This is a genomic window from Rickettsia akari str. Hartford (genome assembly GCF_000018205.1).
GTDB classification, from domain to species: Bacteria; Pseudomonadota; Alphaproteobacteria; order Rickettsiales; family Rickettsiaceae; genus Rickettsia; species Rickettsia akari.
In genome coordinates this window covers 510,742-537,681 of record NC_009881.1, presented here as the reverse complement: position 1 = coordinate 537,681, position 26,940 = coordinate 510,742, and the positions used below count along the sequence as shown (strand labels likewise).

Below are 26,940 nucleotides of genomic sequence, written 5' to 3'. Positions count from 1 at the left end.
GAGCAATGAGTTTGCACGCCGAGGAGCGGAGCGTACAAAAGTACGCGAGCATCCGAGGACTTACAAAGATATTGTCGCCAATTTTTCAAGTTCTATCTTAGTATATTTATTTTATATCAAATTTATCGTTAATAATTTTATTTTCTATCGCATCAATTAAAGAATTAGCAAGATTATCGCTTAATATCTTACTGCACATACCAAGTTTCTTTTTAAGCCAATGCTGTTTAGCACACAGATATTGAAACTTAATATTATCGCCGAATTTTTCTTTCATTATGCTATACATATCACCTATGCCGTCAATTAAACCGTAATCAAGAGCAGTTTGTCCTGCCCAAAATTCACCGTTAAATAAAATCTCGTCTTGCTGTGTTAACTTCCCTACTCTTCTTGTTTTTACATATTCTACAAAATGCTCGTAAACATGCTTTTGCAAATCTTTGATAATTTTAAGATCCTCTTTATTAATAGGTTTAAAAGGATCTAAAATTGCTTTATTTTTTCCTTCCGTATAAACTCTACGCTCTATTCCAAGTTTATTAATCGCTTCATGGAAACCGAATCCGCTTGACACTACTCCAATACTACCTATCACCGAACTATAAGAAGCATATATCCAGTCACCGCTGCAAGCAAGCAAATATCCGCCTGAAGCCGCCATATCTTCAATAAAACTATAAATTTTTATTTTATTTTCTTTAGCAAGGTCACGAATACGTTTCGCAATAAGTTCAGATTGTACCGGAGAACCCCCAGGAGAATTAATAATTAAACATAATGCTTTTAATTTCTTTATTTTAAAAGCTTTTTCTATTAGTTCATTTAATGATTCTAAAGTAAGTCCAGATTGCATAGTACTTACTTTACCGATAACACCGCTAAGGCGTAACACGGCAATCACTTCTTTAGAATCACCAAAAACCGAAGCAAATAATTGATCTAATTTACTTATCTGCCGTTTGGTTATTATCTTATCAAATTCTGCATTCGCCATAGTTGATTTATTTACTTCATTCATTATTCTGCTCGTTTTTAATTATATCCTTTTTTATTGGCGGCAAAGGCTTAGCCGATTTATTCAGAGATTGCTCATTATAACTATTTTTAGGTTCAGGATAATTTCCGGGAATGGCAGATAAAATAGTATCTCTAACTTTTTCGTCATACCAATTTGTATTGCCGACAAAGCTCGTTATGATTTTGCCGTTTGGGTCTATTAATATACTAGTCGGTAAACTAACAACACCTAAGGCTTTAAATAATTCATTTCTATAATCATGATAAATCGGCAAATATCTTATTTGATAACTTTTAAAATATTCTTTAATAACTTTTATGTCTTGATAATCTTCTGAAATCGGAACTACTGAAAAAGGTAATTTCCTAAAATCTTTTTGTAACGTATCAAGGTCAGGCATTTCTTTGACACAATGAGCACTCCAAGTCGCCCAAAACACTAACAATATAGTCTTTCCTTCAAACTGATCAAGAGAATATTGATTTTTTTCTTCATCAAAAAAAATTATATTATCAGGAACGCTTGAACCTTTTAAAAATTCTAATTTATCCTTAGGCTTCTCATAGAGCTTAGCATGAATTTTAGGAATAAAAATGATTATAGATAATAAAAACACTATAATATATATAAGATATTTATTACAATTTCTTGAGGTCATATAATAATTTATAGTAATGAAGACATTTTATTTATTCGTATTAGCACTGACATTATGTAGTTGTGGTATAAAAAAGCCTTTAGAAGCACCGCATGATGTCATTCCCAAAAACCTATGTGTAATTCCTGCGAGAACATGAATTACACAAGAGCGAGGAAATTACATACTACTTTTCTAATACCTCTTAAGCGTCGTACCTTGTAATACTAAATCAAAACAATAAGACGGCATATTTTCTTGTGGTTCAATCAATATCGGATTTACTTCACCGCACTCATTATCACACATATTTTTATCAGATAAGTCTAAGCGTGTTTCAAGAGTAGTAAGACTGGGATGCTCTATTCTTATGTTTGCACTTCTCAAATCACGAGAAGATTTATAAGGCAACATACTAATGAAATAATATTCTCCTTTATTATTAGTAGTAGCAATACCGGAACCGGTAAAGCTTGAATTGCTTTTACTTGTAAATCTTCTTTTATCAACTCTAGTTTTTAAAGGTTCATAAGGGTACTTACCTCCACTTCCTACTTGCCATAAATAAACTTTAGCATCTGCAACAGGCACACAATTTTGATCTAATATTTTTCCTTTAATTAATATCCTTTCACCGTCAAATTTTGATAATCTTCCTGTTTTACGTAACAAATTATTAGTAGTCTCAAAAACTTTCGGTTCATAATCATTAAATATATTTCTAGTAATTTTGCAACGATTAAGCTTATTAGGGTAAGTTTTAGAAGCAGCAAATATGTTTAATGTCCATAAACATAACAAACAAACTATAAATTTTTTCACTTTTCACCACTATATTTATAAAATTCTGCATCTAAATCTAAATCAATTATTTTGATTAATCAAATTATTTTTATTCTCATTTGATTATTAAGTAATTGATTGTTATAGTACACTTTGTTGTACTAAAACATATACTCCTGATCAATGACATAGTGGAGAGACGAAGTTTAATTTAGAAAAGAGCAAGGAGTATAAAGTCCTCGGAGCAGAGCGTATATATGATACGTGAGCAAAGGCGAGTCATGTAAAATTCGCTTGTATTGAGATTTCTGAAATAGCTACAGCCAATTTTTCAAATTAAATGAGTATATATGCAGAAATTTTTATCTTTAATCATTGTCATCCTAATACTTTACAATATAGTAAAGTTAAAAATATCTCCCGACAACAATAATCCTACAACTATAGAGCAAACGGCTTCAAATAATTCATCTACCGATGAAAACCAAGCTAGTATCAATAAGGAACCACCTGTTTCATTAAACGGTAATTTATTTGAACGTACGGTTTCAAAAATAGTGATAAATGCTCTTAAAACCGAAGAAGGGAAAGCATTTTTTGAAAATATTTTACAACCGTTAAATGGACCTATTAATCCTAATGATTACACTATTGAAGTACGTAAGGATTTAGTCAAAACACTATTCAAAATTAATACGCTCGGTAGCGGTAATATCGGTCCCGCTTCTTGCGGACATGTAGTTACCGTATTTTATCAAATATCAGATATGAACAATACTTTAATATCTGAAGATACTAAAACTTTTACTTTAGGCTCTGCTCCTGTAATGCTTGGCTTAGATAATGTAATAATTGGTATGATGGTAGGAGAAGCACGAGAAGCTATTATTCCGGCCAAATATGCCGTTAATAATAGTAATAATATTATCTTCGATGATGCTTATAATTATAAAGTTAATGTAATTTTAAAATCCATATTACCGAAAAATTTTGTTAAAAATAATGAAGTAAAAATTTATGATGATGAGATAGCTTATCGTGTTCCTTTATTATGTGGTGAAAAAGTACGCTTTAATGCTAAAATTACTCGCTTATCAAACGGTAAAATACTATATGATTCTAAAGCAAAAGGACAACAAATAGAGATGAAAATTGGCGATATTACATATCCTTTAATTTTTTCTTACGCCTTGCAAGGTAAAGTAACGGTTGGCACACGCAGTGTTATTGCAGAAGGAAAAACTTTTAAAGCCTTAGGTTCTAATATAAATAAAATTATTTCTCATGAATTATTACCGATAAATGAATATCTTTTACTTGAACTTAATGATTTTAAACAAAATTAAATAAATATGAAACAAACTAAAATATCGGATAATAAAAAACAAAAAAATTATATTTTATTATCTCTCCTTGTAATAATGATAATAATTGTATATCTTGTAGCATTAATAAAAATTGCATGATAAATTTTGTAATTATTACAAATTTAAAACTCAAATTAAATTAGTATATAAGAATCTTACTTTAAACTTTAATTGCGCTAGGAATTAATGAAGTAAAAATTTATTAGTATGGAAATTATTAAAAAAAACAAAAATATTATTATACTAGTAGGTTTGATATTTTTTGCAGTAATTATTTATATCTCTACAAATAAGAGTTCTAATAATAAAACAAATGATAATATATTAGAAGTAAAGATAACTATAAAAGATCATAAATTTGTTCCGCATATAGTTGAAGTACCAAAATATACTAAGATAAGGTTAATTGTTCATAATGCAGATGATACAGTAGAAGAGTTTGAAAGTCATGATTTACATCGTGAAAAAATAGTTATGCCGCATGAGTCAATAAATATTATACTTGCACCGCTTAAACCCGGAAAATATGAGATTTTTGGGGATTTTCATCAAGATACGGCTCAGGGTATTATAATTGTTAATGATTAGATAAAAAATATGTTTAAAATTGCTTTAGTAGTGTTTCGTGAATGTTTAGAAATATCCTTATTACTTGGTTTAATACTCGCCGTAACAAAACAAATAGCAAAATCTCGTCTTTATATTATTGCCGGAGTAATGCTTGGGGTAGTATTTGCTTCAATTTTTGCATTTTTTGCCCGTAAATTATCTTTATCTTTTGGCGGAATAGGTGACGAACTATTTGATTCCGGCATTATGATACTAATAACAATTTTGATTAGCTGGACAATAATATGGATGCAAGGTTACGGTATAAAAGTAAAGCAATATATAAATGACTTATCAGTAAAAATTCATGAAGGTAAAGCCAGTTATTTCATGTTAGTTTTTTTAGTTGCTACTACTATCTTACGAGAAGGTGCAGAAATTATTATTTTAGTATATAGCATATCTTCAGTTGAAACAATATCAAGCAGTATTTACTTGCAAGGAGTGATAATAGGTGCTACAAGTGGCTTCTTACTTGGTTTAGTAATATATTTCGGTTTAATTAAGATTGCTAATCAAAAATATATTTTTAAAATCTCTACTGTGTTGTTGATGCTAATAGCAGGTGGATTTGCAGCAAGTGCTGCAGGTATTTTAACCTCTTCCGGTCTAGTTATGTTTTTATCCGATCAACTTTGGGATAGTTCATGGTTAGTAGCAGATAGAAGTATGATAGGTAAAATCGTACATATTGTTACCGGTTATATTGCAAGACCTAACGGGCTACAAGTACTTGCCTATTTTACTACTATATTACTGATAAATATTTTTATACAAATAAAATTAAGATATTCAAAAAATAACTTAATATCAGTACAAAAAAATGAATCAAATTAATTTTATCAAAGAGAACAATTAAATTAAATATGTTAAAACTTTTATCAGAAATTGGTCCGGTAATAGCGTTTTTTGCAGGCTTTTTTTATGGAGGCGGTATACAAAACGCTACTCTTTATATGCTTATTACGTCTGTTATTTGTATTACCCTTTGTTATATTATCGATAAGAAAGTATCCAAGCTTTCTATTATTTCTACGACTGTTTTATTAGTTTCGGGCAGCATTACTTTAATTAGCGGCGATTCAATGTATATAAAAATCAAACCTACTATATTATATGTTATTTTTGGAATAATATTTCTCATGAGTGGTATAAGAAAAACTCCTTTTATCAAATATGCTTTAGAAAGTATAGTACGTCTTAAAGAAGAAAGCTGGATAACTCTAAGCTATAGAACAGCGGCTTTTTTCTTTTTTATGGCTGTAGTTAATGAAATAGTTTGGCGTAATTTCTCAGATGAAACATGGGTAAAATTCAAAGTATTCGGTATAATACCTATTACTTTTATATTTATTGTACTGCAATTACCTCTTTTATTAAAGAATAAATTACCGGATAGTAAGATATAATATCTTACTATTTTTACTTTATGGCATTCCCGCGTATGCGTGAATCTAGTGTAAAGCACAATAAGTCGAGCTTTACAAAAATATTTAAGATTAAGATTTTCTGCACATAAAGCTTAAAAGGCTTTAAAATACTGGATTCCCGCCTACACTGGAATGACATCGAGTGAATCTTGCGGTCAATGCAACAAGACTGGAAAATTACGGAGTAATTGACGAAGCACGCAAGTATAAAAATGCTACAAATTAGCATTTTTATACTTGTTTTCTGGATTGCCACACTCCTTTCAGTCTCTTACAATGACAACTCGGTATCCATACAACAAGGTCTGGTACTATATGGAATGACATAAACAAACAGTTAATGCTTAAACAAATACAATCTTTTTAAAAATCGTATGGTACTATTATTATGGTGTTACGAGTTCTAATTTTTGTAACTCTTTCTTTTAGTTTATCTGCTTGTTTACCTGCTATCTTTACTGCAGCAACCACTACCGGCATTGTTGCCTCAAAAGATCAACCAATGTCTGAAACATTAAATGATTCAAGGATTTCTGCCGGTATTAAAGCTGATTTAGTAAGAAATAATTTTAGAGATTTAGGTGCTAAAATAAAGGTCGAAGTATCACAAAGAAGAGTATTATTAACAGGACATATTCAAAACGAATATGATGCGTTAAAAGCCGTAGAAATTGCTTGGAATCAAAAAGGAGTACAAGAAGTTATTAATGAGTTGAAAGTAAATAAAAATAGTAATCATTTTGACTTAGCCCAATATACTAAAGATAGTATGATAACCGCACAAATTAAAGCTAAAAACTTGGTCAGAAAAGACATTAAATTTGCTAATTATACTATTCTAACTATAGATAATATTGTTTATTTATTTGGAGTTGCAAGATCAGAAGAAGAGCTAGAAAAGCTTGCTTCTATTGCATCAAAAATAAAAGGGGTTGAAAAAGTTGTGTGTTACGCTAAAATAATTGATTATTTTAATAAACATGATGATGATACGAACCCATAAACTTATTGTATTAATTTTTTTATTGACTTTTAGTCTAAGCGGTTGTAACACATCAAAAAGATTACCTTATTCCCGCAAATATTCTTACAAAGAATTATCAAAGGATGATCCTCATAATCTAACTTATAAAGGGCATTATAAAGTTGGCACAAATTATAAAATAAATGGAAAAACTTACAAACCTCACAGTCCTAAATCTTTTACCGAAATAGGTTATGCTTCATGGTACGGTGGACGTAAAGATGGTTTTCACGGTAAAAAAACGGCTAACGGTGATAGATTTAATAGAAATCTATTAACTGCAGCACATAAAACTCTTCCGCTTCCTTGCTTAGTTAAAGTTACCAACAAAGCCAATAATAAATCAGTAATTTTAATGGTTAATGATAGAGGTCCTTTTAAGAAAAATCGTATAATAGATGTTTCTCAAAAAGCGGCTGAAATTTTAGCATTTAAAAATCAAGGTATAACTAAAGTAAAAGTAGAATATTTACCTAATGAAACTGAGAAATTTCTAAAAAATATTAATCTAAAAAAACCACAAAGTAAAACTTTAGCTAAACACTCTAAAAAATCTTCATCTACTAAAGTTACAAAAAACGCTAAATGTAGTGTTAATTGTCATATAAAACTTGTAAATCTAAAATATAAGCTGGCCATAAATCCAGATGAGTGAATATTATCGGCATTGTGAGAGTCTAGTAGTTGTTTCATGACTCGATTTTTTCACGTCATTGAGAGATGTAAAACTTAAGTTTCGACGAAGTAATCCTAGGCATTTTTGTATTACATAATTAGGTTGCCACTACTACTTTGTGGTCTCGCAATGCACTGTTGCGTGGACCGGTAGAACCCACTATGTCATCTAGTTCGCTTGAACCACGGGGGTTCATAAAAATAATAAACAAATACCAGTAATTTTAGTATTTTAACTGGATCCCGTGGTCAAGCCACATGATGACAGAGGTGAAATTGATCCACGCAGGCAATTATGATACATATCAACTACGTATATTCTTTTTCTTTATTATTTTTGATTTAGCTTTTGTAGTAGATTTATTATTAGATGCAAGTTTGATTAAAGGTTTATGGACTATAGGCTTAATATTAAAATGCTGATCTAGTAGCCACATCATTTTTTGATCACGAGATGCGGCACTTTTGCCTCCTGTAACAACGGCAATCAATGATTTACCGTTCCTAGAAGCAGTAGTTACTAAATTATAACCTGCTGGTGTATGAAAACCTGTTTTCATACCTTCTGCACCTTGATAATTTTTAGTAACCCTATTATGTCCATTTACTATGTTGCCACGAAATACAAAACTGGTTTTAGAAAAGAGTGGATAATATTTAGGATAATCTTTTTTCAAAGCCATAGTAAGTTTAGCCATATCTCTTGCGGTAGTCAGCTGCAATGGGTCATGCCAGCCTGAAGCATTTTTAAAATAGGTATTTTTCATACCGAGCTGTTTAGCTTTAATATTCATTAAATGAGCAAAAGCTTTCTCAGAACCTTTCATCCCCTCAGCAACAGTTACGGCAGCATCATTAGCAGATTTTATGATTAATCCGTTAATTGCCTCTCTAACGGTTATAGTCTCTCCTGCCTTTAACCCAAGCTTACAGGGCGGCATTTTTGAAGCTTTCTGTGAGACAAGTAATTTTTGATCTAAAGATAACTTACCGTCTTCAATTGCTTCAAACATTAAGTACAGAGTCATTAGCTTAGTTAAAGAAGCAGGATAAACCCGAATTTGTGAATTATGAGCCTGCAGCACTTTACCGCTTTTTGCATCAATTACCAAACTCGTTTGAACAGGAGGTTTAGGGGTATTTTTTACAGCTTTCTTCGCTTCGCTTATGGGAGCAAAAAAAAATGTTACAATAAAAATATAAGGTAATAAAAATCTACTAAACATTTTAAGTCAATAAAATATTATTCAAATTAAATCAACTGGGATTTTTCACCATTGCTCAATAAGTATAGATTTCGTCATCGCGAGGAGCGAAGCGACGTGGCAATCTCATGAAATAATAACAAACTCCTGAGATTGCTGCGTCAATATTGCTATTGCAACTTGCTTCGCAATGATGTTAAAAATAAAACTTACTACACATTAACCTTTTTATTAAGATACATTAATATAAACAAAGCAGGCAAGGCTAAAATTATAGTAAAGATGAAAAAACCGTCCCACCCCATCATATTTACAAGTTTTCCGGCATAAATAGTGACAGTGTTGTTGCATACACTACTTGCACTACTAAGTAAAGCATATTGTGTTGCGGAATATTTTTTATTACATAAATTACCTATATATCCGACTAAAGCGGTAGCCCCCATAGCAGCAGCAAAATTCTCTATAGTAATAGCAATTAATAAAGCTTCAAAAGAAGGAGGCTGATGATTAAGCCAAATAAATGCACAATGCGTTAAGCTTTGGGCAATACCGGTAATAATCAAACCTTTAAAATTCCCCACTCTATACATTACAATACCACCGGCAAAACCGCCGACTAATGTCGCAATTAATCCGTAAAGTTTAGCTATTATTGCTATTTCGCCTTTTGTATAACCAAGCTCTATATAAAACGGTGAAGCAACCGCTCCAAGCATGGCATCACCTAATTTAAAAAATATTACCGCAAGTAAAATAGTTACTGCAAATTCTCTTTTGAAAAAATCCTTGAAAGGATTAATTACTGTAGAAATCCATGAAGTAATAGAAGTAATATTAATTGTTTCTCTTACTAGTTCTTTTTCGTTTACGGTTATTATAAATATCGTTGCAACGACAAATATTATAGCTATAACAAAGAAAGTTAGTTGCCAATTATTTCCGGTTATTTCTGCAATATACAAAGCACCTGCTCCTGTAATAAGCATACCGATTCGATAACCGAATACAGCAGTTGCACTAGCGATGCTTTGTGTTTCCTGATCAAACTTATCGATACGCAACGCATCAACGGCAATATCGAACGTGCTGGATAAAAATCCTAATACTATAGTCAAAAAATATAAAGAAGTTAAAGAAACTTCAGGATTTTCCTTACTAATAGCAATTAGTACTAAAGCAATTAAAGAGCTACATAATATAAGCCAACTTTTTCGATGCCCCAACCTACTTAAAAAAGGTATTTTAAAATTATCGACTAACGGCGACCAAAATACTTTTAATGAATATGATAATCTTGCAACCGCAAAAGTAGTAATAACAGCGATATCTATTCCGGATTCTTTTAACCATACCGAAATAGTAGAAAAAATTATAACCAGCGGCATACCGCTAACTATTCCTAAGATAAATATTTCAAATAATCGATAGTCTTTAAAAATCTTGGTAATGATCATTATGGTGTTCCTTGTGTTTATGTCATTCCTGCATTGGAATTGTTGAGTGGGTATTTAAGTCGTCATTGCAAGAAACAAATTGAAAATTTTGACGAAGCACTCTCGTGCCAAAGTCTTGAGATTGCCACACTCCTTTAGCCGCAACCTTGTTACATGGATATCCGAACCGTCATTGCACGGAGCGAAGCGACGCGGCAATCCAGAAAAATAATTAAAAAAATGCTGATTTATAGAATTTTTTACTGGATTGCTTCGTCGAATTACTACGTAACTCTTCTTGCAATGACGATTTAAACCATACAATAATAGCTAATAAGAATTAAGGAATATAAGCTATTTATTTTTATAAATCAACTGTTCTTCCTTAACTCCTTATTATACAACCGATAATATTCATCCTTATTCTTAAGTAATTGAGTGTGAGTACCTTGCTCACAAATCTCACCGTTTTTCATGACAATAATGTTATCAAGGTCGGTAATACTGCTTAAACGATGCGTAATGATTAAAGTGGTTTTTCCTTGGCGTAATTTCTTTAAAGATTCTAGAATTTTCTGTTCGGAAGCTTGATCTAAGCTACTTGTTGCTTCATCCCAAATTAAAATCGGTGCGTCTTTTAAGAACGCTCTAGCAATAGATAAACGCTGACGCTGACCGCCTGAAAGCGTTGTCCCCTGGATTCCTATCTGCGTGTCATAACCGTTCGGCAGATGCATAATAAACTCATGAGCATCTGCATATTTTGCCGCTTCAATTATTTCTTCCCTTGTAGCGTTGTCCTGACCGTATGCTATATTTTCGGCAACGCTTGTATCAAATAAATGAGTATCTTGAGTAACTAAGGAAATCTGATCTCTAAGTGAAGTAAGCTTAATATCTTTAATATCATAATTATTAACTAAAATTCTTCCTTCATGTGGATCATAAAAACGCACTAATAAATTACTAAGGGACGTCTTACCGCTACCAGAACGCCCGACAAATGCAATTATTTTATGAGGTTCTAACTTTAAATCTATATATTTTATAGCTATTTTACTTTCAAAACTTAAAGATAGTTTTTCAAAAGTAATTTGTGGATTATATAAATCTACTTCTTTAGCATCTTCATGATCTTTGATAAGAGGTTCGGTATCCAAAATATTAAATACCATCTTAGCTGCTGCTATTCCTTCTTGCAAATTAATATTTAATGATACCAAACTTTTAAATGGTCGATAAGCTGCAGCAAAAGCAGCTAAAAAAGCAAATAATGCACCTGGTGTTGTTTTACCATCAAGAACTAGATTACCTCCGTACCAAACCATCCCTCCGACTGCAAGACCGCTTAAACCCTCCATAATCGGTGAAACCATCGCATCTAGCTTAGATGTTTTTTTGTAACACTCTAAAATATTATTAATAATCAACGATGCTCTATTACTTTCTATTTTTTCGCCTACAAAAGATTTAATAATCTTAATTGACTGAAATGTTTCATCAAGCCTAGCAGTATAATGTCCCAGCTCCTCTTGTGATTGTGAAAATATTTTTCTTATCTTTCTGCTCATCCTTTGCACCGGATAAACAGCCAAAGGGAAAACAAGAAAAACTACGCAAGATAATAGTGGTTCCAAATGAAACATCGTTATTATTAAACATACTACAGTTAGAAAATGTTTAGCGCATCCAACAAGTAAATTAGAAACAGCCCCACGCATCAAAGAAATATCATTAGTAAAACGAGATATTAAACGTCCTGAAGATTGGTTTTGAATAAAAGCAATATCAGCAAGTAACAAATGCTCATACATTTTTATCTGCAAATCGTTTAGTACCCTCTGCCCAACAAATTTTATTAGATAATTCTGATAATACTCTGAAATTCCTTTTATAAAAAAAGTTATAGTAAGTACTATAGGCATTACTATAAGCATTTTCTTATCATGCGTTAAAAAAATCTTATCAATAATAGGTCTAACCGCATGTACGATCACTGCCGTACATAGTGCTGCAATAACCATACAAAATATAGAAAAATATATTTTATTTGCATAAGGTTTAATATGATCTTTTATCAGCCTTTTTATAACATATGCAGCTGTATAAGTATCATTTAAATTATTATTATTCATTCTCATTAAAAATATTAAATTGATGATGTGATTGATTAGGTATCGGCATTTTCAAATGCTCAAAAGCGGCAATCGTGATTACCCTACCTCTAGGAGTTCTTTGTAGTAAACCTATCTGTATTAGATAAGGCTCTATGGTTTCTTCAAGTGCGTCACGCTCTTCAGAAAGGGCTGCTGCGATCGTTTCAATTCCAACAGGACCACCGTTATAATGATCCGCTATGAATTTCAAATAACGATAATCATTACTATCAAGTCCTATTAGATCAACCTCCAAACGCTTTAACCCAAAATCAGAGATTTCTTTATCTACTCTTGATTTACCGTCAACTGCTGCAAAATCTCTTATACGACGCAGCAATCTTAATGCAATTCTTGGCGTTCCTCTACTTCTTTTTGCTATCTCTTCCGAACCTGAATCAGTCAAATCAATATCAAATAACTTACTCGCTCTATTTAGAACTTTTTTCAATTCTTCAGTATTATAAAAATTAAGCCGCATAGGAATACCGAACCTATCACGCAAAGGATTACTAAGCAGCCCAAGGCGTGTAGTAGCCCCGATTAATGTAAATTTCGGCAAGGTTATTTTCACTGACCTTGCGGCAGGTCCTTCACCGATAATTATATCAAGCTCAAAATCTTCCATAGCAGGATATAAAATCTCTTCAACCGCAGTATTTAAGCGGTGGATTTCATCAATAAATAATACGTCGTTCTTTTCAAGATTGGTAAGAATAGCAGCAAGATCAGCTGCCTTAAGTATAGCAGGACCGGAGGTGGATTTGAAATTACCTCCAATTTCGTTGGAAATAATTTTGGCAAGCGTAGTCTTACCAAGACCTGGTGGACCGTAAAATAAAGTATGATCAAGATGCTGATTCCGAGATTTTGCAGCTTTAATAAATACCGAAAGATTTTCTTTAATCTGCTGTTGACCGACAAATTCCTGTAAATATGACGGTCTTATAGGCAATTCTTGATCATTGTCACTTTTTTCAGGTGATAATATATTAGTCATTATTTTAAATCGAATATGATGACTAATAATAGCTAAAAAATAGTTTTATGCTATAAATTATTTTAAGATTCTATATAATTTAACTGATTTATATTATATAAATCCCCAATAAAAGATGTAATATAACTGGTTATATCAGTAGACAAAAATAAATCACAAACATATACCTCTTTTGCAATTCCAACCATCTTAAAAAAATGCTCATTGATATGTTTATCTGCGTTTTCTAGAATACAATCTGCATCAGTTACTTTTAATTTTGCTATGTTTGATTGCTGCACAAAAAATATCCATATCGCTATTGTTCAGAGTAAGACCTGTTAAACCTAAAGCGTTTAGATTCATTTCTGGTATCGCTTGCAATCACTCTACTTTACTTTCTTCTGTTATACCGTTGTGTATAGTAATGATACTGAATTTCATACAGAACTTTCAATCTTTAGCGTTTTTACAGTATCATCTCATTTTAAAGTTTCTATTAAAGCTTCCAAATTAATTTATTAATACTTGCTAAAAATATTTTTAATTTTGACATAATTCTACCTATTAATTTTAATGATATTTCTTTTGAATCAAGTATTAATAAATTAACATTTGATTTAAAGGCCAGCATTGCGATTTTTCAGGGCTGTTTTGATTAATTCATCAATAGAGATTTCAGGGTTTTGGATAACAATGCCTTGAACGGAGTTTTGAGCTTCAAATCTAGAAAAGCCTAGATTTACTAGAGCTTTTATTACTTCATTGCTTGCGACCGATGTAATATTTTTGATATTTAAGCTATCGTTGATAATAGCCGCACCAGTTGATATTTTCGCTACTTTACCTTTCAGCTCTAGAACTATACGCTCAGCAAGTTTAGCACCGACGCCAGATATTGCTTTAAATATATCTTTATCTTCATTATTTATAGCAATTTGAATATCCGTAGGAGTTAGATTTGATAAAATAGATAGAGCCATTCTCGTACCAATACCGTTCACGGATTGCAGCAAATTAAAAAAATTCTTCTCTTCTATAGTTAGAAAACCGTAAAGATGAATATGTTCCTCTCTAACATGGGTTTCGATAAATAGTTTATAAAATTCCCCTTCTGAAAGTTTACCTAAAGTTTTACCCGAAGCATAGACTAAGTATCCTACCCCATTTACGTCAATTATAATGTAATCATCACCTTGGGCATCAATCTTACCACTTAATTTACCGATCATATAATTTATTTCTTCTTTTTCTTACTTCTACTATATATTAAAATTAGTGCCGGTAAAGCGGTAATAATTGCTGCTAAGATGTAATGAATAACAAGCGGTCTATCCATCATATGACACTGCCCATCATTAGGAATAGTTTGAGCCAAAACTATATAAGCGACTATTATTGTTACTACTATATATAAAATGGTAAAAAACAAATATTTGATAAAATTTTTCATGTTAATTTCCTGTGAATCAACTGTGTCATACACTCATTTCTATTACAGTATATGTTGTTAGAAAATGTTTTTTAATACCTTATACATTTCAGAATCGTTACGTTTTCCAACTAATATCACATAAATTGTAGTTTCATTAAAACTATAAATTATTCTATATTCTCCAATGTCGCATCTATAGAAATCATAGTAGCATACTAATAATTTACTATCATTGGGTACTGGATTATTATTTATTAAAGCATTAAAGCGAGAATTGTGTTTTTAATTTTACGCTGATGCCTTTCAGGATAACGGTCTAATATTTTTATTACCCTTTTTTCTAAAATTATTTCTTTCATTAGCTTTTAAGAAATTTTGCTGATTCTTTTGCTGATAACCATTCCGGCTGTTTTGTAATATTTGTTACTGCCTTCCCCCAATAATCATCTTCAAGCGTAGTAAAATATTCATAGTCTACTAAAACAACAGTAGGTCTACCTTGCTTATTAATAACTATCGGCTCTCTTAATGCTTGATCAATGATTTTTCCAGGATTTTTATTTAACTCAGTTGCAGATATATTCATATATTTTACGTATTATATTTAATATACCTATGATAATATCATAGGTATATTATTTGATATAATTGATAAGATTTTCTACCTCAATATCCTCTATATTTCCGCTTTTACGGTCTTTTAATTCAACGATATTATTTGCAGCTTTTTTAGGACCAATTATAATTTGATGAGGTGAGCCGATAAGGTCATGCGTTGCGAATTTACTGCCTGGACGTGCTTCAGTATCGTCATATAACACTTCTATATTTTTATCTGATAGATCTTTATAAGCTTTTGCCGCAAGCTCTACACATTTACTATCATGAATATTCAAATTAATTAGAGAAACTTTAAAAGGAGCAACGCTAAAAGGCCATATGATACCTTTCTCATCGCAATTTGCTTCTATGATAGCTGCAACTAGCCTTGAAATACCTATGCCGTATGAACTCATTTCTACAGGAGCTAGTTTACCATGTTCGTCATTAATAAGAGCTTTCATATTAACTGAATATTTTGATCCAATATAAAAAATATGCCCAACTTCTATCCCTTTACTACTGGTTATTTCTTGTTCAGATATAGGTAATTTATTTATGTCATGCTTTTCTTCAGCTGCTGCGTACCAGCTTTTAATTTCGTCTACATCGATGTCAGGATTATCTTTTAATGTCTTAAATCTTTTATCATAATAAATAGTGCTTTCACCGGTCTCAGCAATTATATGAAATTCATGGCTTAACTTGCCGCCGATTGGACCGTTATCGGCAATAACAGGGATAGCAAACACGCCTAAATCCCTGAAAGTATTAATATAAGCCTTATACATTTGATTATAGGTCTTAACGGCATTTTCTTCGTTGATATCAAAAGAATAAGCATCTTTCATAAGGAACTCTCGTCCTCTCATAACGCCAAAACGTGGTCTAATCTCATCACGAAATTTCCACTGGATATGATAAAGATTTTTAGGCAAATCCTTATATGACTTAATATTATGACGAAAAATATCCGTAATCATATCTTCATTAGTCGGACCGAATAGTAAAGTATTATCGTGACGATCTTGGAATTTCAGCATTTCTTTACCGTAATTATTAAAACGTCCCGATTCCATCCATAAATGTGCCGGTTGAATGCAAGGCATGAGAACTTCTAAAGCGCCTGCTTTATTCATATTTAAACTTACTATGTTCTCGATATTCTTAAGTACCTTTAATCCAAGCGGAAGCCATGTATAAATACCTGCTGCCTGCTGCCTAATCATTCCGCTTCTAAGCATTAATTTATGCGAAGTTACTTGAGCTTCACTTGGTTCTTCTTTTAAAACAGGTAAAAAATATTGTGATAATAACATAGAAATACACTTATCTTTTCGTGGTAAGATTCAAAAACTCATGGCGATATTTCTGCTGCTCGGCAAATATACCCGTATAATGCATGGTATTCATTATGCTATGATCCTGCATCACTCCACGCATAGACATACAACTATGCAAGGCAGCAATCTTAACGGCAACGCCAAGCGGCTTTAAATTCTCCTGTACGCTTTCTGCTATTTGTACCGTCATTTTTTCTTGAATTTGCAGCCTTTTAGCAAAAATATTTACTATTCGTGCTAACTTGCTTATGCCGACAATACAGTTATCAGGAATATAAGCTATGTGTACCGTACCGTTAAAAGGTAACATATGATGTTCGCAAAAAGAGGTAAATTTTATGCCTTCTAGTGAGATAAAGTCCTGAAAATTACAAGTATCGTAAAATTTTGTATTTAATATTTCCTCTACATCCTTTCCATAACCGGAAAATATTTCCGTATAGCTGTTAATTACTCTATCAGGTGTTTTAAGTAGCCCTTCCCTAGTTGGATCTTCACCAATGAATTTTAGTAACGTTCTTACTGCCTCTGTAGCTTCTTCTCTAGTTGGTTTACTCATGTTCTAGTTTTATACTTTTAAAAAACATTACTCTAACACAGATATACACAAACATCAAGCCGCCTACTATAGCAATAAGCCCTCCTCCGCCCATCATTCCCATTAATAGCTTAGTTGACATCAACATTACGCTATTATTTGGATCTTTCCGCATAACTCCATAACCGCCGGCGAGTGCTAGACCTAGTATGTGCAGAATCTGCCCGAATGTTAGGAGGTAGATGGCACATGTCATCCCATAACCCCTTATGTCATTCCCGCGAAAGCAGGAATCCATTCTTTCAAATACTTTTGTCTGCATTCCTGCTTTCGCGGGAATGACATAAGGGTTGGGAATAACATTGATACCAAAATAACTATACCCCATACAAGCAATACTAATCCCTACTATAGAACCGTGGTAATGAGACGGGATTACTACATTTATACCAGTGATATTCATTGCAATAAGCCCGCCCAATAAAAATAAAGTAATGGAGCAAAGTAAGATGGTTTTGATGACTCTGTTATTTATTATAACCGTGTCGTCCCGCGGCTTGACCGCGGGATCTATTTTTTTACTGGATTCCGCAGTCAAACCACGGAATGACAAGAACTCAACCCCCATACCGACCAAACATAAAACAGGAGCAATACCGCCTAGATATTTCATATGATTTGTATAGAATTCTTTAAATGCTCCGTCGATAATGTCATAAGATATATGACCGAAAAGTACAAGAATGCTGGAAATAAAATTTAAATAAAGTAAAAATAGGTGAAATTTTTGGAATTTTAATTCTCTGTCTATTAGCTTCTGAAATAAGATAACCCAAATAAATATTAATATTTGAGTATATATAAATTGTAATAAATGACCTCCGCTCCAAAAAAGTAATTCATAATAAAATTCTATCTCGATAGGAATAATTTGGATAATGTTTTGCAAACCATTATAAGACCATCCAAAGCAAACGAAACTTAAAATAAACATTATAATAGTCGATAATATTGTAAAATTAACTAGACTATTTAAATTTGCCCAATCGAAGAAGTATAAAATATTTATCGCATATAATAGCAGCGTAACGCCAAATATGCTTAACCCTAAAATAAATACAATATTTTCAAGCATCGGTATATAATTATTCATCACCGGATTATGCCCCGCTATTGAGGAAATAGCGATTAGAAAAGTAGCTAAGAAGGCAAGCCTGCATAGTATATCATTCCAGCGCAAGCTGGAATCTAGAAAAAAAAGAATAGATTCACGCTTTCGCGGGAATGACATAAGGGGCTGCAGAAATGACATAGAGGATTGTTGTAATGACAAAGACCAAACACTAGCCGTAATAGACAATAACCAAATCAACACCGATAAATTAACATGAATAATTAAAGCAGATTTGAAAATATGCGGATTCGGGAAAAAACGCGATAATTGCGGGGTACGTAGTACCACCAAAATAATTGAATATAAACCGGCAAGCCCTAAAGACACTATACCAAGCTTAATCCATGAGAGAGTTAAGCTATTATTTTGTGATTGATTGGTAGAATTCATAACTACAGGTAAGTATTAAATGTAATCTACAAATAGCTCATGGTATTTAAATAAGCAATATTTTTTATTTGATTTGGAAATTAACGTAAGCTACTAATAAGTTAATAGATAGAACTTCGTATATCGACTTTATTATTTATTCGGCGCTACTTAATATATGACTAACCACACACGTGTCGTTATAGGTGCTATAGTTTTTAATAGCAAAATGAGATGTTACTAGGTAAACGTATTACAGTTATACTACTCGGTGGACATTTAGAATTTGGAGAAACATTTGAAAAATGTGCTATCCGTAAAGTTTTAGAAGAAACAAATCTAATCATCGAACACACACAATTTATAGCGGTGACTAACGATGCCTTCGAAAAAGAGCAAAAGCACTATATCTCTATTTTCCTTAAAGCTCATTGTTAAAGAGCATGAATTACAGAACCTTGAGCCTTATAAGGTAGAAAACTGGCAGTGGTTTGCTCTTGATAATCTCCCTTCTAAACTCTTCCTATCTCTAAAAAACCTCATCGAGAAAAAATGTTATCGATACAAATAAATTACTGATTAATCTAATATTTCTTATTCTTCTTTAAATACGTAATACAGATTTTAGTCGATTGAATGGTAGGTTTGAGAAGACTTGAACTTCCGACCTCACGCTTATCAGGCGTGTGCTCTAACCAGCTGAGCTACAAACCCACAGTGTAGCAGTATGGTGAGCTCGCCGGGATTCGAACCCGGGACCCTTTGATTAAAAGTCAAATGCTCTACCGACTGAGCTACAAGCTCTTAAATATATTCATGTTTTTGCGTGCGCCACGGAATGGCGCTTCTTAAGTGTACAAATATATTCAAAATTATATTTTACTTTATCGCCGAAAAAGGCTAAGCTGTCAACAATTATTTTTTAATTTAATATATAGGAAGTTTATGCAGCATCAGGACGTTGCTATAATTATCCCCTCAAGGCTAAGTTCAACTAGGCTTAAACAAAAACCGCTGCAGCTTATCGGCTCTATAACTTTAATCGAGCGTGTATTCAAACAAATAAATCAAGCTAACCTTGAGCATACATATGTTGCGACCGACTCGGAAGAGATATCAAATATTATTAAAAAAGTCAGAGGGAAAGTAATATTCACAGATAGTGCTATCCCAACCGGTACTGACCGTACTTATGAAGCTTTTAAATTAATTCCAAATAATCAAAACATTAACTACATAGTTAATGTACAGGGAGATATGCCTTTTATTGAACCTAGCTCTGTTTTGAAAATTATAGAATATTTAAAAAACAGCGAATACGATATTGTTACACCGGTAGTAAAGGTAGATAGGGAATCAGTGGAAGCTAGTAGTAATGTGACCGTAGCGGTTGACTCGGCGGGGAAAGCATTGTATTTTTCGCGTAGTCTTATTCCAAACGGTGCAGAAGAATTTTTATATCATGTAGGCATGTATGGTTTTCGCAAAAACGCTTTAGAAAAATTTGTATCTCTTAAGCCAACTTTTTTAGAAAAAACAGAACGTTTGGAACAATTACGTGTCCTTGAAAACGGCATGACTATAGGTACATGTTTAGTTGAGAATGTCCCTATTTCCGTAGATACGGAAGAAGACTTAAAAAAAGCAGTAAAATTTTACGAAAATATTAGTAAACTAGGTTTATAATAAATAATGGTACGTTTTATTTTTGTTACCGGCGGCGTTGTTTCAGCACTCGGTAAAGGTATAACGGCTGCATCTCTTGCTATGCTGTTACAAGCGAAAGGATTTAAAGTTTGCGTACGAAAACTAGACCCTTATCTTAACGTCGACTCTGGAACTATGAATCCTCACGAACATGGGGAAGTATATGTAACGGATGACGGAGCAGAAACCAATCTAGATCTTGGACATTATGAACGTTTTACCGGAGTTTCCTCGTGCAAGTTTGATAGCATTACGACAGGAGCAATATACTCAAAATTACTTAAAGATAAACGTTTAGGAAATTACACCGGCGTTACTGTTCAAATCATCCCACATGTTACACATATAATAAAAGATTTTATACTTTCAAACACCAAGGATTTTGATTTTGTTATTTGTGAAATAGGCGGTACAGCCGGTGATATTGAAGGTCTACCGTTTTTTGAAGCTATAAGGCAAATCGGTAACAAATTAAAAAGCGAAAATTGCTTATTTATTCATTTAACATTATTACCTTATGTTAAAACCGCTCGTGAATTAAAAACAAAACCTACACAACACTCAGTTAAAGCATTAAGTGCTATAGGTATTACACCTAATATACTAATCTGTCGTGCAGAACGTAACATTTCAAAAAGCGACATAGATAAAATAGCTTTATTTTGTAATATAGAATCTGAGTATGTTATTCCGGCAATAGATCAAAAAAATATATTTAGTACCGATTGCGTATCATAATTCAGGTCTTGACAATAAAGTATTAAAATTTTTTAATATTGATGTCGTACCGTCTAAATTAGATAAATGGTATGATATAATTGGTAGGCTAAAAGATTCTAATTCAAAAGTAAGAATCGCTATAATAGCTAAATATCATAAATTAAAAGATGCTTATAAATCAGTAATCGAGGCACTTGATCATGCAGGTATTTATTACAAATACAAAATTGATTTAGTATGGATAAATGCTAAAAATCTAACTGAAAAGAATATTAATAAAAAATTATTAAATATAGACGGGCTTTTAGTACCAGGCGGATTTGAAGAACGTGCAACTAAAGGAAAAATTATAGCAATAACATATGCTCGCACTAATAACATACCTTTTTTTGGAATATGTTTCGGTATGCAGCTTGCGACGATCGAAATAGCTCAGAACTTAATCGGTATTAAAGATGCAGTAACAGAAGAATTTAAAGTAGCCGGTACCAAAATTATTAAGAAAATAAATAAAAACTATGAATACTCAAAAATAACAATTGAAAATGTAAAAAAGACTATGAGGCTCGGCTCTTATCCTTGTAGTTTGGTTCCAAATACCATTGCAGCTAATGCTTATAAAAGCCTTGAAATAAATGAGAGACATCGTCATAGATATAAATTTAATAATGAATTTCAAAATATTTTTGAAAAACATGGAGTAGTATTTAGCGGTTTTTCAAAAGATGAAGAGATTGTAGAAATAATTGAACTACCGGTACTTCGTTGGTTCATAGGAGTACAATTTCATCCAGAATTTAAATCTAAACCTTTTGAGGCTCATCCGTTATTTATTCAGTTTATTAACGCAGCGATTGAGTATAACAAGTGTAATTAACAACAATATATGAGACTATCATAAAAGATCTTGACATAGTTTTTATTATAGTCTAGGTTGCATAAAAATAATATAGCCGGACGGTTTTTAAAAATGTTATGTTTTTGTAAGATTTAAAGCATTATATTTCATCCCCATGGGTTCAACTCAAGAAGTGTCTTACTCTATGTCATGCGCGCAAGCAGGAATGACATATAATAAAAACTATCCGGTACTTAAAAAAAATAAGCTCATACTAAATCAATGGATGCCGTGGATTCTAACTTCACAATTTGGAATAAAGCCAGAAACAGTAAATTTAGGCATGTAGTGTGGCCAATTAGATCGTATGAATTAACCAAGTTCATCCCGATGGCTTTACTAATGTTTTTTATTCTACTTAATCAAAACTTAGTTCGTAGTATTAAAGATAGTTTTGTTGTTACCTTAATTAGCTCGGAAGTATTGAGTTTTATCAAACTTTGGGGCGAAATGCCGATGGGAATTTTATTTGTTATTCTTTATTCTAAACTCTGTAATATTATGACAACAGAGCAAGTGTTTAGGATAATTACCGGTACTTTTTTATTTTTCTTCGCAATTTTTGGTTTTATTTTATTTCCGTACAAAGATTTTTTTCATCCTGATCCTGAATTAATTAAGCACTATATCACTGTTCTTCCTCACTTAAAATGGTTTTTAATAATTTGGGGACAGTGGAGTTTAGTATTATTCTATATTATGGGAGAATTATGGCCAGTTATAGTCTTTACTCTTTTATATTGGCAGCTTGCAAATAAAATTACTAAAGTCGAAGAAGCACCAAGATTTTACTCATTTTTTACTTTATTCGGACAAACGAATTTACTCATATCAGGAACCGTAATTATTTATTTTGCTAAGAGTGAGCATTTCTTATTACCTTTATTTTCTTATCTAAACGATACAAACGAAATCCTTTTGAAATCATTTATTACGGTTATTTTAATATCCGGATTAATTTGCCTAGCTCTTCATAAACTTATTGATAAATCAGTAGTAGAAGCAGATAAAAATATTAAATTTAAAAACCAAAGAACGGATATATTAAAATTAAGCTTGATCGAAAGTGCAAAAGTAATATTCACTTCTAGATATCTCGGTTTTATTTGTCTTCTTGTAATGTCTTATTCTATGAGCATTAGCCTCATAGAAGGATTATGGATGTCAAAAGTAAAACAACTCTATCCTGCTACAAAGGATTTTATATCCTATCACGGTGAAGTGTTTTTTTGGACGGGAGTACTCACGTTAGTTAGTGCGTTTTTAGGAAGTAGTTTAATTAGAATATGCGGATGGTTTTGGGGAGCTATTATAACACCGATTATGATGTTTGGAGCAGGCGTTATGTTCTTTTCATTCACGGTGTTTGAAAATCACCTAGGAAATATCATAAATACTCTCGGCTATAGTTCACCGCTTGTCGTTATAGTTTTTATCGGCGGACTTTGGCATGTACTTTCTAAATCCGTAAAATATTCACTTTTCGATGCTACTAAAGAAATGGTATATATTCCTCTCGATAGTGAAATCAAGACTAAAGGTAAAGCTGCTGTTGATGTTATGGGTACTAAAATCGGTAAATCAATAGGTGCTATTATTCAATTCATATCCTTTAGTATGTTCCCGAACGCCGTACATAACGACATAGCAGGTTTATTGATGTTTAGTTTTATTATCGTATGTCTATTATGGCTATATGGAGTGAAAGTTTTATCGGCACACTATAATAAGATGATCAAACGTTGATAATTTTGTGGATCATCCTGCAAGACATTGCAAGCGTGAATACTAAATTGTAATTGCAAGCGCGCTTGTTGCGTATATCAATTGTACCTCTATCACTCCGTGATAAAGCTGGTGTTGTTGCATAGATCAGTCGTACCTCTGTCATCCCATGGCTTGGCCACGTGATCCAGTCAGCAATACTAAAACTATTAGTATTTTTTATTGTTTTTATGGACCCCGTGGTCGAGCCACGGGGCGACACAGTAGGTTTTATCGTTCTACGCAACAATACCTTCTCGCAATGAAAAGAAAACCAATCTACGCAGGAATGAAATCAAACAACACAACAAGGTCAACTTAACCACTAGGGACAATCGTGAAATCGATCCACGTAATAGTTGACCAAAATGCTGTATTTTGAGCATCCTATCCTATTAATCCTTGATCAAGTAAATCAAAAGCCTCATCCAAGCATTTATATAATGCATTTTCTTGAGCTACTTCCGAGTAATCTTCGAATTCACACCCTAGATTTTGACAAGTAGAGTAACAAGTTTAGCTTTTAAACTATCACTCTCTTGATTTGCAATGTAATTGAATATTATTTTTGAAACAGCTTAGCTACCATCATTTGCTTTTTCATATTTATTTTTTAAAGTTCTGTAATTAGTATTAGCATTATTATACATTAATAGTAAAAGAATAATTTTATTTTCTACTTAGTTACAGCCACAGTAATATAATACTTCACTCATCTGTTTATAGTCATTCACCGTAGCACCTTATTCAAGTAACATTTGGGCTTTCTTAAAATTACCTGTAACCGCTAAAGCAGTATAACCATTCTCATCTTGTATCTTAGGATAAATATTTTTTTGAAGTAACTCTTTAAGGTCTGCTAAGTCAGTTACATGATGTAGAGTACTTTTGTTTTCTGGTCTGTCTACCGTATCAAAGCTTACATCTTTACTCTGTTCTTACTATTAAGGCTATTGTTAATACTAACGCATAAATCGTGAAACACCTCTGGAACGGTTTTACATTCTTTTGTATTACGCCCCTTTCCCACACAAGATTTAAAAACATTTATTCACTTAGAAATTTTAGGCCTAGTTATCTTCGTTTTTTAGTTATTTTATTAAAACTACATGTTTCATGGTATTTTCGATTCGGCTTTTAATAATGTCAATTTAAAAATTCTTTTTTCTTGAATCTATTTGTAATATAGTAACAGGCATATTTAATATTTGTAGAGGGAGTAATGAAAAAAAATCCAAAAATCTCATTAATAGGTAGCGGTAACATAGGTGGTACGCTTGCTCACCTAATTAGCCTTAGAGAACTCGGTGATATCGTATTATTTGATGTTGCTGAAGGAGTACCGCAAGGAAAAGCATTGGATCTCATGCAAGCCAGTACAATAGCCGGGTCTGATATCAAAATAACAGGTACAAACGACTATAAAGATATTGAAGGGTCTGATGCAATAATTATTACTGCCGGTTTACCAAGGAAACCAGGGATGAGTAGAGACGATTTAATTAGTATTAATACCGGTATTATGAAAAATGTTGCAGAGAACGTTAAAAAATACGCTCCTGATGCTTTTGTAATAGTAATTACCAATCCGCTTGATGTTATGGTATATGTCATGCTTAAAGCAAGCGGATTACCTCATAATCAAGTCATAGGTATGGCAGGCGTACTTGACTCATCAAGATTTAATCTTTTTCTTGCCGAAGAGTTTAAAGTATCGGTGAGCAATGTTAATAGCACGGTTCTCGGCGGTCATGGTGATGCTATGGTACCTCTTGCAAGATATTCTACAATATCAGGCATACCGATACCTGACTTGATAAAAATGGGCTTATCAAGTAATGAAAATATTGAAAAAATAATCGATCGTACTAGGAACGGCGGCGGCGATATTGTTGCATTACTTAAAACAGGTTCTGCTTATTATGCACCCGCAGCCTCAGCAATAGAAATGCTTGAAGCATATTTAAAAGATAAACGTCAAATGCTAACTTGTGCCGCTTATCTACAAGGTGAATATGGGGTTCATGATTTATATGTCGGAGTACCTATTATTATAGGTAAAGAAGGTGTCATAAAAGTAGTAGAACTACAATTAACTAAAGAAGAAAAAACATTATTCGACAAATCAGTTGAGGGAGTTAAAACACTCATTGAGACGATACAATAAAATTGTTAATTTAACATAAATGGTATTACATTTTAGTATATTTTTATTAATAGCAGGAAACTATGAAACATAAGAATGAATTAGATCAGCTAATAAGAAATCCTTATTTAATAAAAAATACTAATTTAATAATATTTTAGAAACAGATAAACTAGCTATAACACGTATAACTAATTTTATAGAAGCTCTAATAAATAACTAGAAAGCCCGGACCGTATGTTTCTCAGCAACAAACTAACTTCAAAGTAACAAATGATAATAATATACAATGTGCTAGTAAAGAAATTTATTTTAAAAATCTAGCTATTAGTATTAGTAAAGTTGAAGGCTTTAAAGCAGACGGAAAAGGTAGAAAAACAAAGGCTCAACTTGATTTCTTAATATCCCTTTCAGATTTTTCAGAATTATTAAGACTAAGTAATTCATTACCGGTCACTAATGAGAAAGAAGTAGAAATAAAGAGCAATATGAATCCATTGCAATTGATGGAAGAAATTGTTCAGTAAGTAGGGAAAAAGAGCTTAAATATACAGCAAGATCAAAAAGTACTTACCTCACAAGAAAACGAACAAGCTATAACACGCGGTCAACAAAGAGTAGAGCTGAGCATTAAAGAAGAAATAATAAAGTTAAGAGAAGCAGTTCAAGAAACAATCAAAAATCCAACTAATAATGAAGAATTTCATAAGGCATCAAAAGAAATTTTAGATTTGATTAATAATATCAACTCTCATCAACCATCTAGATTACAGGCAGCTAGAAATAAAATCTTGAGTAGCGGAGGAAGCCCTAATACTAAAAATGCAAAAACAGAAGAAATTTTTCTTGAACAACATGAATGTAATAAATTTTAAGAATTAAGAGAAAGATTACAAAAAATAAAAGCACCTAGAGAAAAATTAG

Annotated in this window: 25 protein-coding genes, 2 tRNA genes and 2 pseudogenes; 12 read left to right on the top strand and 17 right to left on the bottom strand. The window is 32.2% G+C overall.

The window, feature by feature from the left end; all coding sequences use genetic code 11:
• Nucleotides 1-106: 106 nt before the first annotated feature.
• From A1C_RS02670 to A1C_RS02660, 3 genes are all read right to left on the bottom strand, one after another.
• Nucleotides 107-1,021, bottom strand: a complete 915-nt coding sequence (locus A1C_RS02670; RefSeq protein WP_012149518.1) for a S49 family peptidase — start codon at nucleotides 1,019-1,021, stop codon at nucleotides 107-109.
• A complete protein-coding gene (locus A1C_RS02665) occupies nucleotides 1,014-1,679 on the bottom strand; it encodes a TlpA disulfide reductase family protein (protein WP_012149517.1) in 666 nt (221 codons plus the stop codon). Before A1C_RS02665 ends, A1C_RS02670 begins: the two co-directional genes overlap by 8 nt.
• Nucleotides 1,680-1,853: 174 nt before the next feature.
• On the bottom strand, nucleotides 1,854-2,480 hold the full coding sequence (locus A1C_RS02660; protein ID WP_012149516.1) for a dioxygenase family protein: 627 nt from the start codon (nucleotides 2,478-2,480) through the stop codon (nucleotides 1,854-1,856).
• A 311-nt stretch (nucleotides 2,481-2,791) separates the two neighbouring features.
• Here A1C_RS02660 and A1C_RS02655 point away from each other — a divergent pair, with 311 nt between their 5' ends.
• From A1C_RS02655 to A1C_RS02630, 6 genes are all read left to right on the top strand, one after another.
• Nucleotides 2,792-3,787, top strand: a complete 996-nt coding sequence (locus A1C_RS02655) for an FKBP-type peptidyl-prolyl cis-trans isomerase (RefSeq protein WP_012149515.1) — start codon at nucleotides 2,792-2,794, stop codon at nucleotides 3,785-3,787.
• Nucleotides 3,788-4,015: 228 nt separating this feature from the next.
• Nucleotides 4,016-4,396 carry a cupredoxin domain-containing protein gene (locus A1C_RS02650; RefSeq protein WP_012149513.1) on the top strand — a complete coding sequence of 127 codons (381 nt, stop codon included), beginning with the start codon at nucleotides 4,016-4,018 and terminating at the stop codon, nucleotides 4,394-4,396.
• Between the two features lie 9 nt (nucleotides 4,397-4,405).
• The gene (locus tag A1C_RS02645) at nucleotides 4,406-5,254 is read left to right on the top strand and encodes an FTR1 family protein (RefSeq protein ID WP_012149512.1); all 849 of its coding nucleotides are present in this window, start codon (nucleotides 4,406-4,408) and stop codon (nucleotides 5,252-5,254) included.
• A 29-nt stretch (nucleotides 5,255-5,283) separates the two neighbouring features.
• Nucleotides 5,284-5,826, top strand: coding sequence for a septation protein A (locus A1C_RS02640; RefSeq protein ID WP_012149511.1), 543 nt, complete (start codon nucleotides 5,284-5,286; stop codon nucleotides 5,824-5,826).
• A gap of 523 nt (nucleotides 5,827-6,349) precedes the next feature.
• Complete coding sequence (locus A1C_RS02635) at nucleotides 6,350-6,850, top strand: BON domain-containing protein (protein WP_232279074.1); 501 nt, start codon at nucleotides 6,350-6,352, stop codon at nucleotides 6,848-6,850.
• Between the two features lie 22 nt (nucleotides 6,851-6,872).
• A complete protein-coding gene (locus A1C_RS02630) occupies nucleotides 6,873-7,526 on the top strand; it encodes a septal ring lytic transglycosylase RlpA family protein (RefSeq protein ID WP_232279073.1) in 654 nt (217 codons plus the stop codon).
• A 325-nt stretch (nucleotides 7,527-7,851) separates the two neighbouring features.
• Here the strand turns inward: A1C_RS02630 and A1C_RS02625 are convergent, their stop codons facing one another.
• The 12 genes from A1C_RS02625 to A1C_RS09655 form a co-directional block, all read right to left on the bottom strand.
• On the bottom strand, nucleotides 7,852-8,772 hold the full coding sequence (locus A1C_RS02625; protein WP_012149508.1) for a D-alanyl-D-alanine carboxypeptidase family protein: 921 nt from the start codon (nucleotides 8,770-8,772) through the stop codon (nucleotides 7,852-7,854).
• 191 nt (nucleotides 8,773-8,963) lie between these two features.
• Complete coding sequence (locus A1C_RS02620) at nucleotides 8,964-10,208, bottom strand: AmpG family muropeptide MFS transporter (RefSeq protein ID WP_012149507.1); 1,245 nt, start codon at nucleotides 10,206-10,208, stop codon at nucleotides 8,964-8,966.
• Between the two features lie 350 nt (nucleotides 10,209-10,558).
• Nucleotides 10,559-12,322 carry an ABC transporter ATP-binding protein gene (locus A1C_RS02615; RefSeq protein ID WP_012149506.1) on the bottom strand — a complete coding sequence of 588 codons (1,764 nt, stop codon included), beginning with the start codon at nucleotides 12,320-12,322 and terminating at the stop codon, nucleotides 10,559-10,561.
• On the bottom strand, nucleotides 12,315-13,343 hold the full coding sequence (ruvB, locus tag A1C_RS02610) for a Holliday junction branch migration DNA helicase RuvB (protein WP_012149505.1): 1,029 nt from the start codon (nucleotides 13,341-13,343) through the stop codon (nucleotides 12,315-12,317). Before ruvB ends, A1C_RS02615 begins: the two co-directional genes overlap by 8 nt.
• Before the next feature lie 62 nt (nucleotides 13,344-13,405).
• Nucleotides 13,406-13,624, bottom strand: a complete 219-nt coding sequence (locus A1C_RS02605; protein WP_012149504.1) for a hypothetical protein — start codon at nucleotides 13,622-13,624, stop codon at nucleotides 13,406-13,408.
• A gap of 318 nt (nucleotides 13,625-13,942) precedes the next feature.
• Nucleotides 13,943-14,554, bottom strand: coding sequence for a Holliday junction branch migration protein RuvA (gene ruvA / locus A1C_RS02600; RefSeq protein ID WP_012149502.1), 612 nt, complete (start codon nucleotides 14,552-14,554; stop codon nucleotides 13,943-13,945).
• Between the two features lie 5 nt (nucleotides 14,555-14,559).
• Nucleotides 14,560-14,775 carry a hypothetical protein gene (locus tag A1C_RS02595; protein ID WP_012149501.1) on the bottom strand — a complete coding sequence of 72 codons (216 nt, stop codon included), beginning with the start codon at nucleotides 14,773-14,775 and terminating at the stop codon, nucleotides 14,560-14,562.
• Nucleotides 14,776-14,832: 57 nt separating this feature from the next.
• On the bottom strand, nucleotides 14,833-15,012 hold the full coding sequence (locus tag A1C_RS08530) for a type II toxin-antitoxin system RelE family toxin (protein WP_232279128.1): 180 nt from the start codon (nucleotides 15,010-15,012) through the stop codon (nucleotides 14,833-14,835).
• Between the two features lie 103 nt (nucleotides 15,013-15,115).
• Nucleotides 15,116-15,343, bottom strand: coding sequence for a type II toxin-antitoxin system Phd/YefM family antitoxin (locus A1C_RS02585; RefSeq protein WP_012149499.1), 228 nt, complete (start codon nucleotides 15,341-15,343; stop codon nucleotides 15,116-15,118).
• Between the two features lie 49 nt (nucleotides 15,344-15,392).
• Nucleotides 15,393-16,676, bottom strand: a complete 1,284-nt coding sequence (gene proS, locus A1C_RS02580; RefSeq protein WP_012149498.1) for a proline--tRNA ligase — start codon at nucleotides 16,674-16,676, stop codon at nucleotides 15,393-15,395.
• A gap of 10 nt (nucleotides 16,677-16,686) precedes the next feature.
• On the bottom strand, nucleotides 16,687-17,259 hold the full coding sequence (gene folE / locus A1C_RS02575) for a GTP cyclohydrolase I FolE (RefSeq protein WP_012149497.1): 573 nt from the start codon (nucleotides 17,257-17,259) through the stop codon (nucleotides 16,687-16,689).
• The gene (locus A1C_RS09655; protein ID WP_012149496.1) at nucleotides 17,252-18,802 is read right to left on the bottom strand and encodes a cbb3-type cytochrome c oxidase subunit I; all 1,551 of its coding nucleotides are present in this window, start codon (nucleotides 18,800-18,802) and stop codon (nucleotides 17,252-17,254) included. Before A1C_RS09655 ends, folE begins: the two co-directional genes overlap by 8 nt.
• Nucleotides 18,803-18,959: 157 nt before the next feature.
• On the opposite strand from A1C_RS09655, the pseudogene A1C_RS08075 reads away from it, so the two are divergent.
• Nucleotides 18,960-19,265, top strand: a pseudogene (locus tag A1C_RS08075) (nucleotide triphosphate diphosphatase NUDT15); the annotation flags it as partial.
• Nucleotides 19,266-19,418: 153 nt separating this feature from the next.
• Here the strand turns inward: A1C_RS08075 and A1C_RS02560 are convergent.
• Together A1C_RS02560 and A1C_RS02555 are read right to left on the bottom strand one after the other, a co-directional pair.
• A tRNA-Ile gene (locus A1C_RS02560) sits at nucleotides 19,419-19,495 on the bottom strand.
• 14 nt (nucleotides 19,496-19,509) lie between these two features.
• Nucleotides 19,510-19,585: transfer RNA gene (locus tag A1C_RS02555), tRNA-Lys, on the bottom strand.
• A gap of 141 nt (nucleotides 19,586-19,726) precedes the next feature.
• On the opposite strand from A1C_RS02555, the gene A1C_RS02550 reads away from it, so the two are divergent.
• From A1C_RS02550 to A1C_RS08525, 5 genes and pseudogenes are all read left to right on the top strand, one after another.
• Nucleotides 19,727-20,467: a 3-deoxy-manno-octulosonate cytidylyltransferase gene (locus tag A1C_RS02550; protein ID WP_012149494.1), complete on the top strand. Its 741-nt coding sequence runs from the start codon at nucleotides 19,727-19,729 to the stop codon at nucleotides 20,465-20,467.
• A gap of 6 nt (nucleotides 20,468-20,473) precedes the next feature.
• A pseudogene (locus tag A1C_RS02545) lies at nucleotides 20,474-22,085 on the top strand (CTP synthase).
• Nucleotides 22,086-22,328: 243 nt separating this feature from the next.
• The gene (gene tlc2 / locus A1C_RS02540; RefSeq protein ID WP_012149491.1) at nucleotides 22,329-23,852 is read left to right on the top strand and encodes a nucleotide exchange transporter Tlc2; all 1,524 of its coding nucleotides are present in this window, start codon (nucleotides 22,329-22,331) and stop codon (nucleotides 23,850-23,852) included.
• 1,240 nt (nucleotides 23,853-25,092) lie between these two features.
• Nucleotides 25,093-26,037 (top strand): malate dehydrogenase, encoded by a 945-nt coding sequence (gene mdh, locus A1C_RS02535; RefSeq protein ID WP_012149490.1) that lies wholly within the window; start codon nucleotides 25,093-25,095, stop codon nucleotides 26,035-26,037.
• Between the two features lie 710 nt (nucleotides 26,038-26,747).
• Nucleotides 26,748-26,891 carry a hypothetical protein gene (locus A1C_RS08525; RefSeq protein ID WP_232279072.1) on the top strand — a complete coding sequence of 48 codons (144 nt, stop codon included), beginning with the start codon at nucleotides 26,748-26,750 and terminating at the stop codon, nucleotides 26,889-26,891.
• Nucleotides 26,892-26,940 lie beyond the last annotated feature (49 nt).

Coding starts and splice junctions, on each gene's coding strand:
- A1C_RS02670 (WP_012149518.1), bottom strand. CDS start 1,021: ATGAATGAAGTAAATAAATCAACTATGGCGAATGCAGAATTTGATAAG.
- A1C_RS02665 (WP_012149517.1), bottom strand. CDS start 1,679: ATGACCTCAAGAAATTGTAATAAATATCTTATATATATTATAGTGTTT.
- A1C_RS02655 (WP_012149515.1), top strand. CDS start 2,792: ATGCAGAAATTTTTATCTTTAATCATTGTCATCCTAATACTTTACAAT.
- A1C_RS02650 (WP_012149513.1), top strand. CDS start 4,016: ATGGAAATTATTAAAAAAAACAAAAATATTATTATACTAGTAGGTTTG.
- A1C_RS02645 (WP_012149512.1), top strand. CDS start 4,406: ATGTTTAAAATTGCTTTAGTAGTGTTTCGTGAATGTTTAGAAATATCC.
- A1C_RS02640 (WP_012149511.1), top strand. CDS start 5,284: ATGTTAAAACTTTTATCAGAAATTGGTCCGGTAATAGCGTTTTTTGCA.
- A1C_RS02635 (WP_232279074.1), top strand. CDS start 6,350: ATGTCTGAAACATTAAATGATTCAAGGATTTCTGCCGGTATTAAAGCT.
- A1C_RS02625 (WP_012149508.1), bottom strand. CDS start 8,772: ATGTTTAGTAGATTTTTATTACCTTATATTTTTATTGTAACATTTTTT.
- A1C_RS02620 (WP_012149507.1), bottom strand. CDS start 10,208: ATGATCATTACCAAGATTTTTAAAGACTATCGATTATTTGAAATATTT.
- A1C_RS02615 (WP_012149506.1), bottom strand. CDS start 12,322: ATGAATAATAATAATTTAAATGATACTTATACAGCTGCATATGTTATA.
- ruvB (WP_012149505.1), bottom strand. CDS start 13,343: ATGACTAATATATTATCACCTGAAAAAAGTGACAATGATCAAGAATTG.
- ruvA (WP_012149502.1), bottom strand. CDS start 14,554: ATGATCGGTAAATTAAGTGGTAAGATTGATGCCCAAGGTGATGATTAC.
- A1C_RS02595 (WP_012149501.1), bottom strand. CDS start 14,775: ATGAAAAATTTTATCAAATATTTGTTTTTTACCATTTTATATATAGTA.
- A1C_RS02585 (WP_012149499.1), bottom strand. CDS start 15,343: ATGAATATATCTGCAACTGAGTTAAATAAAAATCCTGGAAAAATCATT.
- proS (WP_012149498.1), bottom strand. CDS start 16,676: ATGTTATTATCACAATATTTTTTACCTGTTTTAAAAGAAGAACCAAGT.
- folE (WP_012149497.1), bottom strand. CDS start 17,259: ATGAGTAAACCAACTAGAGAAGAAGCTACAGAGGCAGTAAGAACGTTA.
- A1C_RS09655 (WP_012149496.1), bottom strand. CDS start 18,802: ATGAATTCTACCAATCAATCACAAAATAATAGCTTAACTCTCTCATGG.
- A1C_RS02550 (WP_012149494.1), top strand. CDS start 19,727: ATGCAGCATCAGGACGTTGCTATAATTATCCCCTCAAGGCTAAGTTCA.
- tlc2 (WP_012149491.1), top strand. CDS start 22,329: ATGGATGCCGTGGATTCTAACTTCACAATTTGGAATAAAGCCAGAAAC.
- mdh (WP_012149490.1), top strand. CDS start 25,093: ATGAAAAAAAATCCAAAAATCTCATTAATAGGTAGCGGTAACATAGGT.